Below are 14,565 nucleotides of genomic sequence, written 5' to 3' on the forward strand. Positions count from 1 at the left end.
GGGTCAGGCGGGCGCCTCGAGGAACGCGCGCATCGCCGCGCCGACTTCGGCCGGCCGTTCCTGGTGGACGAACGAGCCGGCGCCCGGGATCTGCACGACCTCGGCGTCTCCGCGCAGGTCCTTGCCGGTCTGGACGTACTTCACGTAATGGCCCCGGTCTCCGTAGACGAACAGCAGCGGGGCGATCGTGCGGGCGAGTGCGGCCTGGGTGTTGAACAGGCCGACGCCGCGCTCGCTCGGGCGGACCCAGCGGTCGGCGCGGGCGCGGCTGGCGTCCTGCTCGGCCTCGACCTCGGGGGCCTGCGTGGCGAAATCACCGGCGCCGCCTGCCGAGCGCGGGAGCGGGCGCCAGTCGGCCGAGTAGACCTTGGGGTCGCGCTTCGTTTCCAGTTCGGCGAGCCGGGCGCGGTCGTAGCCGGCGAACAGGCTGACGCTGGCGAGCACCAGTTTCTCCACGCGCTGCGGCCAGAGCGCTGCGATCTGCGTGGCGACGATGCCGCCCAGCGAATTGCCCGCGAAGCTGGCGCGTGCGATGCCGAGTTCGTCGAGCGCGGCCATGAGCATCGTCGCGGTTTCGGCCACGGTCTGCACGTAGGGCGGCGGGCCGTTCATGGCGGAATCGCCGTGGCCGGGCAGGTCGAAGGCGATCACCCGCCGGCGTGGCCCCAGCAGCGGCGCGACGCCGCGCCAGTCGGCCACCCAGCCGCCCAGCTTGTGCAGGAGGACGACCGGCTCGCCGTCCGTCGGCCCGAGCGCGCGCCACGCGAGCCTGCCGCCCGCGCGGGCGACATGGCCGCCGTCGGTCCACGGACCCGCTGGCGCTGCGGAGGCGGCCGGGGTTGCGGCACCTGCCCGCGCGACAAGGCCGGCCAGCGGCAGGGCGGCGGCGGCTCCGAGGAACGCGCGGCGCGGGAGGGACGGGGCGGCGATCATCGGCGGTGCTCCTGCCAGCTGTGCGCGCGCAGGGCGGCGTTGGCTGAAATGTCGCCCCAGAAAAAGGCGATGTCGTGCATGTGGAGGCTGCCGTTGGGCAGCGGCGGCGCGGTCACGCCCGGCGCGGGATCGACGCGCAGCACGCCGCCCTCGCAGCGCGCGGCGACGGCATGGGCGATCATCGCGGCGGGCGCGGCGCCTTTCCGCGCGGACGGCAGCATGCCCTTGCCTTCGGCCAGCGAGGCGGCGGGGCGGGCGGCGTCGAAGGTGATCGGGTTGACGCAGACGATCGCGGGGTCGCGGCCGGGCACGGCATAGTCGGCCACCGAGCGCTCGGTCCAGGCGCGGGTGTCGGCGCCTTCGACGAAGCCGTTCCACGACACGAGACAGCGCGTCTGCGTGGGCGCCGCGCAGGGCGGAACGTCGGCGGGCAGGGCGCCGGCGGGGATGCCGATGCCCGGCAGGTAGGCGGCGACGAGCCGCTTCGCCAGCGGGGTGCCCGCGATCTCCTGCTGCAGCAGCCGCAGCCCGAGCAGCGCACCCTGGCTGTGCCCGGCGAGGATGAAGGGGCGGCCCCTGCTCTGCGCGAGGTATGTCCGAAAGGCGCGGCGCACGTCCGCGTAGGCGAAGTCGTAGGCCGCCGCGCCGCGCCCGCCGCGCTCTACGAAGGCGCGGCTCGATGCCTGGCGGTAGAACGGCATGAAGCGGCGGCAGCAGGCGGCGAAGGCATTGAGCTGGCGGTCCGCCACGCTCGCCATCGTCCATGCCCGCGTTGCCGTATCGTCCATCCGCTGGTTCCACGCCTGCGAGATGAACGTGGTAGGATGGATGTAGAAAACGTCCGCGCCGTGTTCGCTGCGGCTGCCCGCATCGCGGACGGCCCAGCTTTCGGCGCGGGCATAGTCGGGCGCGGGACCGGCGTCGGCGCCCGGCGCTTCGTCCGCCGCCCGGAGAGGCGCGGCGAGGACCAGCGGCAGGGCGAGGACTGCGGCGAATGCCTTGGTCGCTGCCCTGCCGCCGGTCCCTGCCATCATCAGAACTTCGCCTCGAGGCTGGCGCCGACGACCCGGCCGTTACCGACGAAGCCGGTGGTGAACGTGGTCGAGGGAGCGAACTCGGGCTCGTTCACCGAGGACATGATGTAGTTCTCGTTGAACAGGTTCTTGGCGAAGATGGCCAGTTCGAAGCCGTCCTTCTGCCAGCCGATGCGGGCGTTGACGAAGGTCTGCGCAGGCACCTTCTGGAGCGCGATGGCATTGGTCGCCTGGTCGGAACGGTAGGACATGTCGGCATGGACATAGAGGTCCGAGGCCGCGAGCGGAATGGTGTAGGTGGTGGCCGCCGCGATCTGGTGCGCCGAGATGCGCGGGATGTCGAACCCGCCCACGTCGATGCCGGTGCCGGCCTGGGTCAGGCCGCAGACCGCCGCCGTCGGGCAGATGCGCGACGAGCTGTAGTCGACGGTGCCCTTGTCCCACACCGACTTGTTGTAGTTGTAGCCGAAGGTCACCTGCCATTCGGGGGTCGGCTGCAGCGCGGTCGAGAACTCGAAGCCCTTGACCGAGGCCGAGCCGATGTTGGTGACGGGGTTGGTCTGGCCGGTGATCGACGAGGGCACCGAGATCTGCACGTCGGTCCAGTCGATGTAGTAGGCCGCGACGTTGATGATGACCCGGCCGTCCAGGAAGGTGTTCTTGCTGCCCAGCTCGAAGCTGGTGTTCTTCTCGGGACCGTAGGACTGCTCGCTGACGACGGCGGTGTTGTTGAAGCCGCCCGACTTGGTGCCGCTGGCGACCACGGCGTAGAGCATCTTGTCGTCGCTCCACTCCCAGTTGCCGGTCACGCGGTAGGTGCCGTAGGAGAAGTCCTCCTTGGGGCTGAGCACCACGCCGGTCAGGCGGTTGGTGTAGGTGCCGTCCTTGTCTTCCCAGGTCCAGCGGCCCTGCGCCTCGATGTCGAGGGTGGGGGTGAGCTTGAAGGTGGTCAGGCCGAACACCGACTTCATCTCGGTGTTCTCGAGGTTCTGGTTGTTCAGCGACTGGCGGACCTGGTCGAGGCCGTAGCCGACGACGACCGTCTGGTTGGCCTTGCGGTTGTAGTAATAGCCGCCCACGGCCCAGTCGAAGAACGAATTGCCGTAGGATTCAAGGCGCAGCTCGCTGCTCCACTCGCGCACCGGGCCGACATAGGGCTGGGTGAAGCGGCGCTGGTCGGTGGTGAGCGTGCCGCCGTAGGAGTTCAGGTGCTGGTCCTGGATCGCATAGGTATCGTACTTGGCGTAGGAGCCGGTGTAGCGCAGCGCCACGGGGCCGAAGTCGTAGGCCAGCTTGCCGATGGCGAGGTTGGTCTTGCGCTTCGAGTACGAGCCCGGATCGACGTTGACCTCGTCCGGCGCCTGCAGCTCGCCGCACTTGAAGCGGCGATTGCTGCCGCCGCGGTTGGGCAGCGTCAGCGGCGAGATCACGCCGCCGCAGTCGTTGGTGAACATGTAGTTCGCGCCGCCGTCGACCTTGTCCTCGTAGTGGTAGTAGAACAGGTTGGCGGTCAGGCCGTTTCCGGGATGGAAGTCGATCATGCCCGAGCCGGAGACCTTGTAGTCCCAGCCGCCAAGGTTCGAGCCCTGGCTGTTCTTGACCGTGCCGCCGAAGTGCGAATAGGTGCCCACCGCCATGATGCTGAGGCTATCGGTCAGCGGAGCGGAGATCTTGCCCGCGATCTCGTACAGGTTGTCGGTGCCGACGGACGCCTTGACGCGGCCCGAGAGGTGGTCGGCCGGCTTGTCGAGGACGTAGTTGATGGCGCCGGCGAAGGCGTTGTTGCCGTAGAGCGCGCTCTGCGGGCCCTTGATGACTTCGACGCGGGCGAGGTTGAACAGGTCGATGTCGAGGTTCGACTTGGCCGAGAGATACACCCCGTCGAGGAACACGCCGACGTTGTTGTCGAAGGTGGTGGAGGTGATGTTGGTGATGCCGCGCATGGCGGGCGCGGCGAGGCCGCCGCCGTTGCCCGCGTTGAAGGTCACGCCCGGCGTCAGGCGCACCACGTCGTCGAGCGACTGGGCACCGGCGCGCACCAGGGTTTCCTGCGTCACCGCGCTGACTGCGGCCGGGATCGACTGGATCGTTTCTTCGCGCTTGCGCGCGGTGACGACGATGTCGCCGCCCGAGCTGGCGGTGTCGTCAGCCGAAGCGCCGGCGTCCTGGGCGAAGGCAGGCGATGCGATGGCGGCGGTGAGCGCGAGGCCGATGGCCGTACCGGTCATCCAGAAAGTCTTCATCATGGTTTCCCCCCTGTCGGGTTTTCCGGCATCGTGGGCCGGTGCTGATCTGGTGGGCCCCCTCTGTCACAAATGATTGCCGAGGCCAAAACGCTTCACGTCCGCATTGTCGCACTGCGAATAGCGAGGGTGCGCGCGGCTGGCCGAAAGGGCGCCGGTGTGGCAATTGGCCGTCCAGCAACAAGGAGAGCGGGCGATGCAGTTCAGCCTCGGTCAGCGTGGTCGCGCGCTGATGGACTTCGAAGTCACCACCCGGCTCGCGGCCTCGCGCCTGCAGCAGAAGGTCGAAAGCGAGCTGGCCGCGGGCGGCCTCGATGCCGACAGCCTGCCCGACGACATGGAGCAGCGCCACAAGGCGGTCGATTCGGCGCTCGCCGGTTCGCCGGCCTATCAGGCGCGCGCATTGCTGGGCGAATGGTGCGCCAAGCAGCACGGCCGCGCCGCCGAGCAGGCGTTCGCGGAGATCGAGGAGCGCATCCTGCCCGAGCTGGAAGCGCTCAAGACCGGCCCCACCACCATCACCGCGCACGATTTCGAAGCGCCGCCCTACTGGTCGAAGGTGTGGTTCCACCGCACGCGCGGGGGCTGGGACGCAGGGCCGTGGAACGGTTTCATCCACGGCGAGCTGGTCCACAAGAAATACGTCTCCAAGATCTTCCCCGGCGACATCTACGGCAACCGCCGCGCCGTCCTGCGCGCCCTGCCGCGCGATGACTATGCCCGCATCCTCGAGATCGGCACGTCCTCCGGGCACCACTCGGTCGCGATCGCGGAAGTCTTCCCCGATGCCCGCCTCACCGGCATCGACCCTTCGCTGCGCATGCTCGAACAGGCGCAGCGGGTGGCGAACGAGAAGGGTCTCGCCTGGGACCTGTACACCGGCATCGGCGAGGACATGCCGATGTTCGCCGACGCCAGCTTCGATCTCGTCACCGCCTACGCCATCCACCACGAGATGCCGGTCAAGGCGATCGAGGCGATCTTCGCCGAGGCCTTCCGCGTGCTCGAGCCCGGCGGCGACATGGCGATGGCCGACGTCGCGCGCACCCAGAGCCTCGACAAGCTGACCGCCTGGCGCTTCGACTGGCTGGCGCGCTGGGGCGGCGAGCCGTTCTGGCGTTCCACCGCCCGGCTCGACATGGAGCCGATGGCGCGCGCCGCCGGCTTCGTCGACGTGCGCGGCTGGCAGCCCAACCCGGGGCGCGACCCCTACATCATCTATGGACGCAAGCCCGCATGAGCGACATTCCCGACTTCGACCTCGGCGCGGCCTCCGGGCGCGACGTCACCGCCGAGCGGCAGATCCTCCCGCCCTCGCGCATCGACGACGTGGCCGAGGCGGTGCTGGCGCTCGCGCGCGAACTGTGGGTGGTGTGCGACCGCCAGATCGTCACCGAGGCGCTGCTGGCGCGCCACGGGATCACGTCGCAGGACATCGACGGCTTCCAGCCCGACGCCGAGGTCGAGGCGCGGCTCGATACCCGCCGCAGGCAGATCGTCGACAACCTGCTGGTGGCGCTGAAGGCGGGCTGAGGTTCAGCCCTTGCAGGCGAGCCCCGCGCGGATCGCCGCCCATTTCGCCGAGGTCGGCGTCTTCCGCCCGGTCGCCTCGTCCAGGAACGCCGTCACCGCCGTGAACACCCGCTCGCGCCGCTCGGGCGTGGCGTCGCCCTGCGGGGGACGCAGCGGGGTGTCGATGCCGCCGAGGTAGTGCCCCGCGCCCTCGATGTGCATGAGGCACATCGCGGCATCGGCGGCGGCGAGGCGGAAGCCGTCGTCGTGCCAGGCGGGGCCCTTGTCGGTCAGCGGGGTCAGGTCGGCGGTGCCGTTGACCATCAGCACCGGCCGGCGCAGCCCCGACCAGTCCACCTTCATGTACGGCCCGCGCTGCTGCCACTGCGGGGTCAGCCCCTCCCAGTTGCCCGGCGGCGAGAGCAGGACGGCGGCGCGGAAGGCGCCGCTCGGTGCCGGTTGGTCGGCCCCCTCGACCCGCGCGCCCATCGCCAGTGCCGCCGTGTGCCCGCCGAAGCTGTGGCCCAGCAGTGCGAGGCGCTCGGTGTCGGCCCGCGCCGCCAGTCCCGGCACCTTGCCCAGCACCTGCGGCAGATGCGCGGCGATCCAGTTCACCTGGTCGAGCCGGATGCGCCAGGTGTCGGCGGGGTAGGGCGCGGGCGCGAAGCCCTCGCGCGAGGCGTCGGGGTGGTCGGGCTGGATCACGATCCAGCCGCCGCGCGCCAGTGCCTCGACCAGCGGCCGGTAGTCCGAGCGGTTCAGCAGGTTGCCGTGGCTGAGCACGAGTACAGGCAGGCGCCGGCCCTGCGCGGGCGCGGTCACCCGCATCATCAGCGGCCGGCCGTCCGGGCCCTCGGCGAAGGTCACCGGGTCGACGGACGCAAGCGTCGCGGGCGCCTCGACCGGCGCGGCGGCGGCCGTGGGCGCGGCGGCGCAGAGCAGGACCGGCGCGAATCCGGCGAGCAGGTGCGCTGCGATTGAAAGCGGTCGGGCCATTGTCTAGTGCTCCTGACGGGCGCCGATCCTCGGCGTCGGTGCATGCGATGAGGCAGTTAGCGCCTTGCTCCCGAACTGCCACGGTATCCATGCGCGCGATTCTCGACAGGCGAGAAGTCGAGGATCGCCTGCTAGGCCCGCGCCCGCCGACCGACCTAGGTCGAACCCATGACGGCTCGCGGAGGCATCCCCTCCCGGCCCACCGAAATCGAGCATCCGGAGATTCTGGCGATGGAATACGATTACGTCCCCCTGCCGCAGCGCAAGCCGCTGAAGTGGCCCAACGGCGCCCGCGTCGCGCTGATGCTCACCTTCAACCTCGAGACCTGGGACCTCACCAAGGACACCGACAAGCCCTACTACGCGGGCGGCCCGGCGATCCTGCCCGACATCCTGCCCGGCAACGTCCCCGACTTCCCGAACTTCTCGTGGCGCGAATATGGCCAGCGCGTCGGCATCTGGCGGCTGTTCGACCTGTTCGACGAACTTGGCGTTCCCGCCACCTGCACCACCAACGCCGTCACCTTCGAGCGCCGCAAGGCGATGACCGACGCCGTGCTGGAGCGCGGCTGGGAACTGCTGGCGCACAACTGGGAACAGGGCGAACTGCTCACCGGCTTCGCGGGCGATCCGGCCAAGGAGCGCGAGATCGTGCTGCGCAGCCTCGAACAGTACGAGAAGTTCACCGGCCGCAAGGCCAAGGGCTGGCTCTCCTCCAGCCTGCGCGGCACCCTGCAGACCGCCGACATCCTCGCGGGCGAGGGCTGCACCTTCTACTGCGACATCATGAACGACGACCAGCCCTACCTGCTGCGCACGCCGAACGGTCCGATCGTCTCGGTGCCCTATTCCAACGAGATCAACGACTTCACCTTCATCACCCGCAAGAACTTCACCACCGACCAGTTCCGCGATGCGCTGATCGAGGAACTCGACGTGCTCTACGCCGAGGGCGGGAAGACCGGCCGCATCATGAACGTCGGCCTGCACCCCCACGTCTCGGGCCGCGCGCACCGCGTCCGCGCGATCCGCGAGTTCATCGAGCACGCGAAGTCGCTGCCCGGCGTGTGGTGGGCGACGCGCGAGGAAATCGCCGCGTGGTATCTCGAGAACCACGAGGACCATATCCCCGGTCAACTTGGCCACGGCCAGCTCGGATGAGCCACGTCGCGAGGCTGCGCGGCCGGCTCGCCGAGCGGGCGACGCGCGGCCTCGTCTCGATGCCGGGCTGCTGGGATGCGCTGACCCTGCTCCTGGTGGAGCGCGCCGGGTTCGAGGCGGGCTTCGTCTCGGGCGCGGGGCTGTCCATGGCGATGCTCGGCCGGGCCGACCTCGGGCTCGTGCCCGCCGACCGGGTGGTCGACACGATCGCGCTGATGCGCGATGCCAGCGATCTGCCGCTGCTGGTCGACGGCGACACCGGCTTCGGCAATGCGCTGACGCTCCAGCGCTTCGTGCGCATGCTCGAACGCGCCGGGGCAAGCGCGGTGCAGATCGAGGACCAGACCTTCCCCAAGCGCTGCGGCCACATGGCGGGCAAGCAGGTCGTGCCCATGGCCGATGCCGTCGGCCGGGTGCGGGCGGCGCTGGACGCGCGGCGCGACATGCTCGTCGTGGCGCGCACCGATGCCCTGTCGGTCGAGGGGCTGTCGTCGGCGATGGACCGCGCCGAGGCGTTCCTGGCCGAGGGCGCGGACGCCGTCTTCGTCGAGGGGCCGCGCACGATGGCGGAGCTCGAAACGGTGGCGGAGCGCTTCGCGGGCCGGGTGCCGCTGGTCCACAACCTGGCCGCCGGGGGCGTGACGCCGACCGACGACGAGACCCGCCTCGAGGCACTGGGCGTTGCCGCCGCGCTGCACCCGCTGCTGCTGATGGGCGGCCTCGCCACCTCGGGCGCTGCCTGGCTGGCGCGCCTCGGTGCCGACCGGTCGAGCAGCGGGCTGCGGGGCGAAACCGGCGAACTTCGAAATCTCAACGAACTGACCGGCGCCGGCGACCTGCTGGCCCAGGGAGCGATATATGGCTGCTGAACCGACCGATCTCGACACCGACTACGCAGGCGCCGGCTTCGGCGGTGGACTGGAGCCGGGCCAGCGTCCGGCGCTGCTGCTGGTCGACATGGTCATGGCCTACCTCGACCCGGCCTCGCCGCTCTATGCGCACGGCGAGGCGGCGCTGGAGCAGGCCGTGCGCCTCGCCGGCGCCGCGCGCGCGGCGGGCATACCGGTGATCCTCACCAACGTGGCATACCGCGACGGCAGCGAGGGCGGCATGTTCTTCCGCAAGGTGCCTGGCCTCAGGAACTTCATGGAGGGCTCGCCGCTCGGCGCCTTCCCGGAGAGCCTGACGCCGCAGCCCGGCGACCGGGTGCTGACCAAGTTCTACCCTTCCGCCTTCTTCGGCACCGCGCTGGCCTCGATGCTGGTGTCCGAGGGCATCGATACGCTGCTGATCGGCGGCTACTCGACCTCGGGCTGCGTGCGTGCCACCGCGCTCGACGCGCTGTGCCACGGCTTCGTGCCGCTGGTGGTGTCGGACGCCTGCGCCGACCGCGCCGCCGGACCGCACGAGGGCAACCTGTTCGACATCCAGGCCAAGATCGGCGACGTGATCGACGCCGAGGCGGCGCTGGCCCTGATCGCGCGCTGATGGCGCGGCTCGGCTTCCACCACGCGGCGATGTCGGTGCCCGACATCGAGGCCGCCGCGCGCTGGTACGAGGACGTGCTGGGCTTCCGGGTGGAGCAGCGCTTTCCCATACCCGGCGGCACGCTGGCGATGTTCCTGGAGCGCGACGGCCTGCGGATCGAGCTGTTCCAGGTCGCCGACCCGCTGCCGATGCCGCCCGAGCGCCTTGACCCGCGCGAGGACCTGAAGACCCTCGGCAACAAGCACGTCGCCTTCACCGTGACCGACTACGACGCCTTCCGCGCCGACCTCGTCGCGCGCGGGATCGAACTGGTGCTCGAAGTCGGCGAGCGCTTCGGGCGCGGGCTGTTCATCCGCGACGGCGCGGGCAACGTCATCGAATTCCTCGAAGCAGGCTGAAGCCCCCTTTCGGGGCTGAAGCGACACGCCGACGCCCGCACGGCGTCTGCGGGACAGAGTCCGGGCGTATCTGGTGAGAGCGCTACCTTCTGTGCGCTGATTCGAACCAGCGGGCTTAACTTTGCCTTATGGATTTGCGGACTAGGGGCCGCTCCCGGGTGATCTACGTAGTTTTGACGCAGCCGGAACAGAGCCGGCGGCGCTGAACGCGCTCGCTTCGGGGCAGCCGCGTGCCTGCCGCAAATGAAAGAAATCCCTGTACCGCGTGGGAAGTCCGCCGGGATCAGGACTGTGAGGGTTTGTTATGTCCGTTCGTTTGGTAAGCCATGCCGCGCTCGTCTGCGCCGCGCTGATGAGCGCCCCCGTCGCCGCGCAGGAGCAGGATGCCCGTGCCTCGGATGCCCAGCGGGACGGCGACATCGTCGTCACCGCCCGCAAGCGCGAGGAACGCGCCATCGACGTGCCGATCGCGGTAACCGCTGTCAGCGGCGCCGCGCTCGAGAAGAGGGGCGCCGCCAACCTCGCCGACTTCCTCCAGGAAGCGCCCGGCGTCGGCATCTACGACGGCGGCTCGGCGCTCGGCACCAGGATCACGATCCGCGGCATCTCGACCTCGCTCGGCGCCAACGAGAACGGCTTCTACCTCGACGACCTGCCGTTCACCGGCGTCACCGTGCCGATCAGCCCGGACGTGCGCGCCTGGGACCTCGACCGCGTGGAGATCCTGCGCGGACCGCAGGGCACGCTGTTCGGCGAAGGCTCGATGGGCGGCACCGTGCGCATCCTGACCAAGGGCGCCGACCTCGACAACTGGGAGGCCAAGGGCCTCGGCATGGTGTCGGACACCCGGGGCGGGGGCACCAATGCCGGCGCCAAGGGCGCGTTCAATGCGCCGATCATCCCGGGGATCCTCGCGGTCCGCGTCGCCGGCACGCACGAGCGCTACCAGGGCTGGGTCGACAACAGCAGCACCGGCCAGACCAACGTCAACGACCAGACCTACGACACATTCCGCGCCAGGCTGCGCTTCGATCCGGTGGAGCGCCTGTCGATCACCGGCAACTACTGGTTCTCCAAGTCCGACTTCCCCGGCGGCGGCTCGACCGCGCGCGACGATGGCGAGCAGACGCGCACCACCGTCCCCTACAGCCGCAGCCGCCAGGAACTCTACGGCGCGACCGCGCGGTACGATCTGGGCGGGGCTGAATTGTTCTACTCGTACTCGCACAGCGACTTCACGGTGCCGCAGCAGGGCGCCTCGGCGCGCGGGACCATCGACGTGCTGATCGACATCGGGCTGGACGCGCACGAGCTGCGCCTGGCCTCGACCGGGGACGGCCCGCTCAAGTGGACGATCGGCGGCTATGCCCGCGATTCCCAGCGCAACGACACCGTCAAGTTCGCCGCCGCCGGCATCGACAATGACGCCCAGATCAACAGCCGCGCCCGCGCGCTGTTCGGCGAGGCGACCTATACGCTGCCCGGCGCGCCGATCGACCTCACCGCCGGCCTGCGCTGGTTCGAGGACCGCGTGAGCGGCTTCGAGGCCAATTCGGGCGTCGCCGTCGACCAGCCGGGCCGGACCTACCATTCGTGGAACCCGCGCTTCTCCGTGGCCTGGCACCCGACGCCCGACGCCACGATCTACGCCAGCGCGGCCAAGGGCTTCCGTTCGGGCCAGCTCCAGCCGAGCGTGCCTTACGCGCTCGGCCCGGTCTACGGCGTCGTCCTGCCCGCCGCGCTCAGCCAGGATTCGATCTGGACCTACGAGGTCGGCGCCAAGGCGGACCTTCTGGGCCACAGGCTGAGCGTGGAAGGCGCGCTGTTCTACAGCGACTGGAAGGACGTGGCCGTGCGCATCCCGATCCCGGGAACCTCGTTCAACGGGCTCGTCAATTCGGATGGCACCCGCACCAGGGGCGCCGAGCTGAGCCTCGTCGCCCAGCCGGTGGCGGGACTGACGCTCTCGGCCGGCGGGGCCTACGTGGACGCCGAATACGTCAGCGCCGTGCCCGGCACCGCGATCGTCAAGGGCTCGGCGGTCGACGACGTGGCGAAGTTCACCGCCAATGCCTCGGCCGACTACAGCGCGCAGCTCAGCGACACCGTGCAGGCGTTCGGCCGGATCGGCTGGCAGCACAGCTCGCCGCGCCGCAACTCGTCCTATTCGGCGTTCCTGCCCGGCGACACCATCGACCGGATCGACGCGCGGATCGGCGTCGAGCTGGCGCAGCTCACCATCGCGCTGTTCGCCGACAACCTGACCGACGAGAACGGCGCCACCAGCTTCCGCTCGGTCTACCAGATCAGCGCCACCGGGTACGACATCACGTCCAACCGCCTGCGTCCGCGCACGCTGGGGCTCGAGGCGAGCTTCCGCTTCGGCGGTCCGGCGCGCTGATCGAAGGGCGCGGGGAGAGCGGGCATCGCCTGCCTTCCCGCGCCGCCCGGCGCATCGTGCGGGCATCGCTGCGCGCAAGGAACGTTGCCGCGGCGCGTCCGTTCATGCCCGGAAAGGCCCATACCATGCGCAACCTGACGATCGCCCTGCTGAGTTTCGCCCTGGTGCCCTCGGCGGCGTGGGCCGGGGCGCGCGACTACTGTCCCGACCGTCCGGGTATCGGCACGCCCGCCTGCACCGCCGAACCGGGCCGGTTCTCGGTCGAGGCCGGGCTCGGCGACTGGACGCTGGAGCGGAGCGCCGCCGAGCGGCAGGACGTGTTCCAGGCCGCCGACCTGCTGGTGCGCTACGGCATCGCCCGGCACGCCGAAGTCCAGGTCGGATGGACGAGCTTCGGCTGGTCGCGAACGCGCGACCGGGCGACCGGCGAGGTCGACCGGCGCAGCGGCGCGGGCGACGTGACGCTGGCGCTGCGGCGCAATCTGGCCCACCCGGACGGCTCGGGCCTGTCGCTCGCGCTCATGCCCTACGTATCGCTGCCGGTCGGCCGCCAGCCCATCGGCGCCGGTGACTGGGGCGCCGGCCTGCGCGTCGCGCTGAGCTACGAGCTTTCGGACAAGTGGAGCCTCGTCACCACGGGCGAAGTCGATGCCGCTGTCGATGAGGACGGCGCTGGCCGCCACCTAGCTTTCGGCGAAGTGGTCGGCGTCGCGATGAAGATCGGCGAGGCGGTGACCGCGACCGCCGAATATCAGGTGACGGCCGACCACGACCCGGAGGGCAGCAGCGTGGCGCATCTCTCGGGCCTGTCCTTGGGCTGGCTGATCGCGGACGACTTCCAGCTCGATGCCGGGGCCAACGCCGGGCTCGACCGCGACGCGCCCGATGTCGAACTCTATCTCGGCGTGTCCCGGCGCTTCTGACCCTCAGGGCCCGACGTCGCCGCCGGCATTGCGGAGACGGTAGGCCTGCCCCGACGGGAAGCCCAGCGCGGCGGCGACGCCGTCGTTCCAGCCGTAGGGATCGGAGCGGATCACCGGCTCGCCGTCCTCGCCCAGCACCACGGTCTGGTAGAGCAGCCTGACCGGGATCTCGCGCGGGAGCTTGACGAAGGTTTCCTTGCCGGTCGCCCGCGCGCGGTGCCACTCGTCCAGCACGCCTTCGTCGCTCGCCAGCATCTCGGCGAAGCCCAGCGCATCCTCGACGCGCACGCAGCCGTGGCTGCGCTGGCGCTGGACCTCCTGGAACAGCTGCTTGGCGGGGGTGTCGTGGAGATAGATCTGGTGCTCGTTCTTCATGTCGAACTTGACCAGCCCCAGCGAGTTCTTCGGGCCGGGCTGCTGCACCACCCAGCCGTCCTTCCACGCCATGTTGTTGCGCTGCAGATAGGCGCTGCCCTTGCCCGCGATCTCCTTGTTCTGGATCGAGCGGGGCACCGTCCAGGTCGGATTGGCGACGAGCCGGTAGATCGGCGATCCCAGCTGCGGCGTCTCGTTCTCGGGCTCGCCGACGACGACCTTGCGGCTGTCGGCCACCTTGCCGTCGCGCCAGTAGAGCAGCCGCCCGGCGGCGACGTTGACGTCGATGCGCGTGGGCGCCGGATTGCGGTCCAGCCAGCGCAGCCGCTCCATCGCCACCGCCATCGTGCGGGCCCGGTCGGCGTCGGAGAGGTTGAGGATTTCCAGCGCATCGGCGCCGATGACGCCGTCGGGCTTGATCCCGTAGTCGGCCTGCATGCGCTGCACCGCCCGCACCATCGCCGGGTTGTAGGCGTTGCCCTGCGCGGCGGAGCGGTCGAGATAGTCGGACGCCACAAGCTGGCGCGCGATCGCGGGAATGCGTGCATCGGCGGCGCCGGGCTTCAGCGGCTCGCCCTTGTCGGGGATCGCCGAAGCGGGCGCCGCGCCCTGCCTGCGCAGCGCGAGATAGGCCTTCGACAGCGCGCGGTAGCCCTCGTCCTGCGGCGCCAGCCCGTCGAGCCAGGCGTCCAGCTTGCCGTCCCTGAGCGCCGCGCCCAGCCCGTTCAGCAGGTTCGGGTCGGGGCGGGCGACGGTGTAGACGTCATAGAGCTTCGCCGGGTCGGACGACCCGCGCGCCAGCGCCGAGGCATAGCGCAGCGCACTCTGCGTCAGGGCGCGGTCGCCTTCGGGATTGCCGGGCTGGCCCTCCACCGCGAACGGCACCCGGTCGAGGCCATGCGCGGCGCGGCGGCCGATGGCGCCGCGCAACTGGCGGACGGCACCGTCGTTCCAGTGCACCTGGTCGATGGTGACCGGCGCCTCGGCGTGCTGGCTGTCGGAGTTCGAATGGCATCCCGGCAGCGCCGCGGCAAAGGCCAGCAGCGAGCAGGCGATGAGACTTCTATGCACACGGATCTCCCAGTAAGACCCGTATGATAA

General features: G+C 70.3%; 13 protein-coding genes. 8 read left to right on the top strand and 5 right to left on the bottom strand.

Annotation, left to right across the window (positions count from 1 at the left end):
* Positions 1-3: 3 nt before the first annotated feature.
* Genes AC07M9_RS18210 through AC07M9_RS18220 form a run of 3 tightly spaced genes read right to left on the bottom strand, consistent with a single transcriptional unit; the run spans position 4 to position 4,213 of the window.
* The gene (locus AC07M9_RS18210; RefSeq protein ID WP_494885692.1) at positions 4-933 is read right to left on the bottom strand and encodes an alpha/beta fold hydrolase; all 930 of its coding nucleotides are present in this window, start codon (positions 931-933) and stop codon (positions 4-6) included.
* A complete protein-coding gene (locus tag AC07M9_RS18215; protein ID WP_494885693.1) occupies positions 930-1,967 on the bottom strand; it encodes a DUF3089 domain-containing protein in 1,038 nt (345 codons plus the stop codon). Before AC07M9_RS18215 ends, AC07M9_RS18210 begins: the two co-directional genes overlap by 4 nt.
* Complete coding sequence (locus AC07M9_RS18220; protein ID WP_494885695.1) at positions 1,967-4,213, bottom strand: TonB-dependent receptor; 2,247 nt, start codon at positions 4,211-4,213, stop codon at positions 1,967-1,969. The genes AC07M9_RS18215 and AC07M9_RS18220 overlap by 1 nt, the downstream gene beginning before the upstream one ends.
* Positions 4,214-4,406: 193 nt before the next feature.
* Between AC07M9_RS18220 and AC07M9_RS18225 the strand changes: the two genes are divergently transcribed.
* Positions 4,407-5,450 (top strand): class I SAM-dependent methyltransferase, encoded by a 1,044-nt coding sequence (locus AC07M9_RS18225; RefSeq protein ID WP_494885697.1) that lies wholly within the window; start codon positions 4,407-4,409, stop codon positions 5,448-5,450.
* On the top strand, positions 5,447-5,743 hold the full coding sequence (locus AC07M9_RS18230) for a hypothetical protein (RefSeq protein WP_494885699.1): 297 nt from the start codon (positions 5,447-5,449) through the stop codon (positions 5,741-5,743). The genes AC07M9_RS18225 and AC07M9_RS18230 overlap by 4 nt, the downstream gene beginning before the upstream one ends.
* A 3-nt stretch (positions 5,744-5,746) precedes the next feature.
* Here AC07M9_RS18230 and AC07M9_RS18235 read toward each other — a convergent pair whose 3' ends face one another.
* On the bottom strand, positions 5,747-6,718 hold the full coding sequence (locus AC07M9_RS18235; protein ID WP_494885701.1) for an alpha/beta hydrolase family protein: 972 nt from the start codon (positions 6,716-6,718) through the stop codon (positions 5,747-5,749).
* 168 nt (positions 6,719-6,886) lie between these two features.
* Between AC07M9_RS18235 and AC07M9_RS18240 the strand changes: the two genes are divergently transcribed.
* The 6 genes from AC07M9_RS18240 to AC07M9_RS18265 all read left to right on the top strand — a co-directional run bounded on the left by AC07M9_RS18240 (position 6,887) and on the right by AC07M9_RS18265 (position 13,089).
* The gene (locus AC07M9_RS18240; RefSeq protein ID WP_494885704.1) at positions 6,887-7,879 is read left to right on the top strand and encodes a polysaccharide deacetylase family protein; all 993 of its coding nucleotides are present in this window, start codon (positions 6,887-6,889) and stop codon (positions 7,877-7,879) included.
* Positions 7,876-8,748 carry an isocitrate lyase/PEP mutase family protein gene (locus AC07M9_RS18245; RefSeq protein WP_494885705.1) on the top strand — a complete coding sequence of 291 codons (873 nt, stop codon included), beginning with the start codon at positions 7,876-7,878 and terminating at the stop codon, positions 8,746-8,748. The genes AC07M9_RS18240 and AC07M9_RS18245 overlap by 4 nt, the downstream gene beginning before the upstream one ends.
* A complete protein-coding gene (locus AC07M9_RS18250; RefSeq protein WP_494885707.1) occupies positions 8,738-9,367 on the top strand; it encodes an isochorismatase family protein in 630 nt (209 codons plus the stop codon). Before AC07M9_RS18245 ends, AC07M9_RS18250 begins: the two co-directional genes overlap by 11 nt.
* Entirely contained in the window at positions 9,367-9,765 is a 399-nt protein-coding gene (locus tag AC07M9_RS18255) for a VOC family protein (RefSeq protein WP_494885709.1), read from the top strand. Before AC07M9_RS18250 ends, AC07M9_RS18255 begins: the two co-directional genes overlap by 1 nt.
* Before the next feature lie 304 nt (positions 9,766-10,069).
* Positions 10,070-12,166 (top strand): TonB-dependent receptor, encoded by a 2,097-nt coding sequence (locus AC07M9_RS18260; RefSeq protein ID WP_494885711.1) that lies wholly within the window; start codon positions 10,070-10,072, stop codon positions 12,164-12,166.
* 125 nt (positions 12,167-12,291) lie between these two features.
* Complete coding sequence (locus AC07M9_RS18265; protein WP_494885713.1) at positions 12,292-13,089, top strand: transporter; 798 nt, start codon at positions 12,292-12,294, stop codon at positions 13,087-13,089.
* A 3-nt stretch (positions 13,090-13,092) separates the two neighbouring features.
* Here AC07M9_RS18265 and AC07M9_RS18270 read toward each other — a convergent pair whose 3' ends face one another.
* Positions 13,093-14,535 carry a L,D-transpeptidase family protein gene (locus AC07M9_RS18270; RefSeq protein WP_494885714.1) on the bottom strand — a complete coding sequence of 481 codons (1,443 nt, stop codon included), beginning with the start codon at positions 14,533-14,535 and terminating at the stop codon, positions 13,093-13,095.
* Positions 14,536-14,565 lie beyond the last annotated feature (30 nt).

The sequence above is a fragment of the Novosphingobium sp. GW821-FHT09E05 genome (assembly GCF_059416165.1).

Coding starts and splice junctions, on each gene's coding strand:
- AC07M9_RS18210 (WP_494885692.1), bottom strand. CDS start 933: ATGATCGCCGCCCCGTCCCTCCCGCGCCGCGCGTTCCTCGGAGCCGCC.
- AC07M9_RS18215 (WP_494885693.1), bottom strand. CDS start 1,967: ATGATGGCAGGGACCGGCGGCAGGGCAGCGACCAAGGCATTCGCCGCA.
- AC07M9_RS18220 (WP_494885695.1), bottom strand. CDS start 4,213: ATGATGAAGACTTTCTGGATGACCGGTACGGCCATCGGCCTCGCGCTC.
- AC07M9_RS18225 (WP_494885697.1), top strand. CDS start 4,407: ATGCAGTTCAGCCTCGGTCAGCGTGGTCGCGCGCTGATGGACTTCGAA.
- AC07M9_RS18230 (WP_494885699.1), top strand. CDS start 5,447: ATGAGCGACATTCCCGACTTCGACCTCGGCGCGGCCTCCGGGCGCGAC.
- AC07M9_RS18235 (WP_494885701.1), bottom strand. CDS start 6,718: ATGGCCCGACCGCTTTCAATCGCAGCGCACCTGCTCGCCGGATTCGCG.
- AC07M9_RS18240 (WP_494885704.1), top strand. CDS start 6,887: ATGACGGCTCGCGGAGGCATCCCCTCCCGGCCCACCGAAATCGAGCAT.
- AC07M9_RS18245 (WP_494885705.1), top strand. CDS start 7,876: ATGAGCCACGTCGCGAGGCTGCGCGGCCGGCTCGCCGAGCGGGCGACG.
- AC07M9_RS18250 (WP_494885707.1), top strand. CDS start 8,738: ATGGCTGCTGAACCGACCGATCTCGACACCGACTACGCAGGCGCCGGC.
- AC07M9_RS18255 (WP_494885709.1), top strand. CDS start 9,367: ATGGCGCGGCTCGGCTTCCACCACGCGGCGATGTCGGTGCCCGACATC.
- AC07M9_RS18260 (WP_494885711.1), top strand. CDS start 10,070: ATGTCCGTTCGTTTGGTAAGCCATGCCGCGCTCGTCTGCGCCGCGCTG.
- AC07M9_RS18265 (WP_494885713.1), top strand. CDS start 12,292: ATGCGCAACCTGACGATCGCCCTGCTGAGTTTCGCCCTGGTGCCCTCG.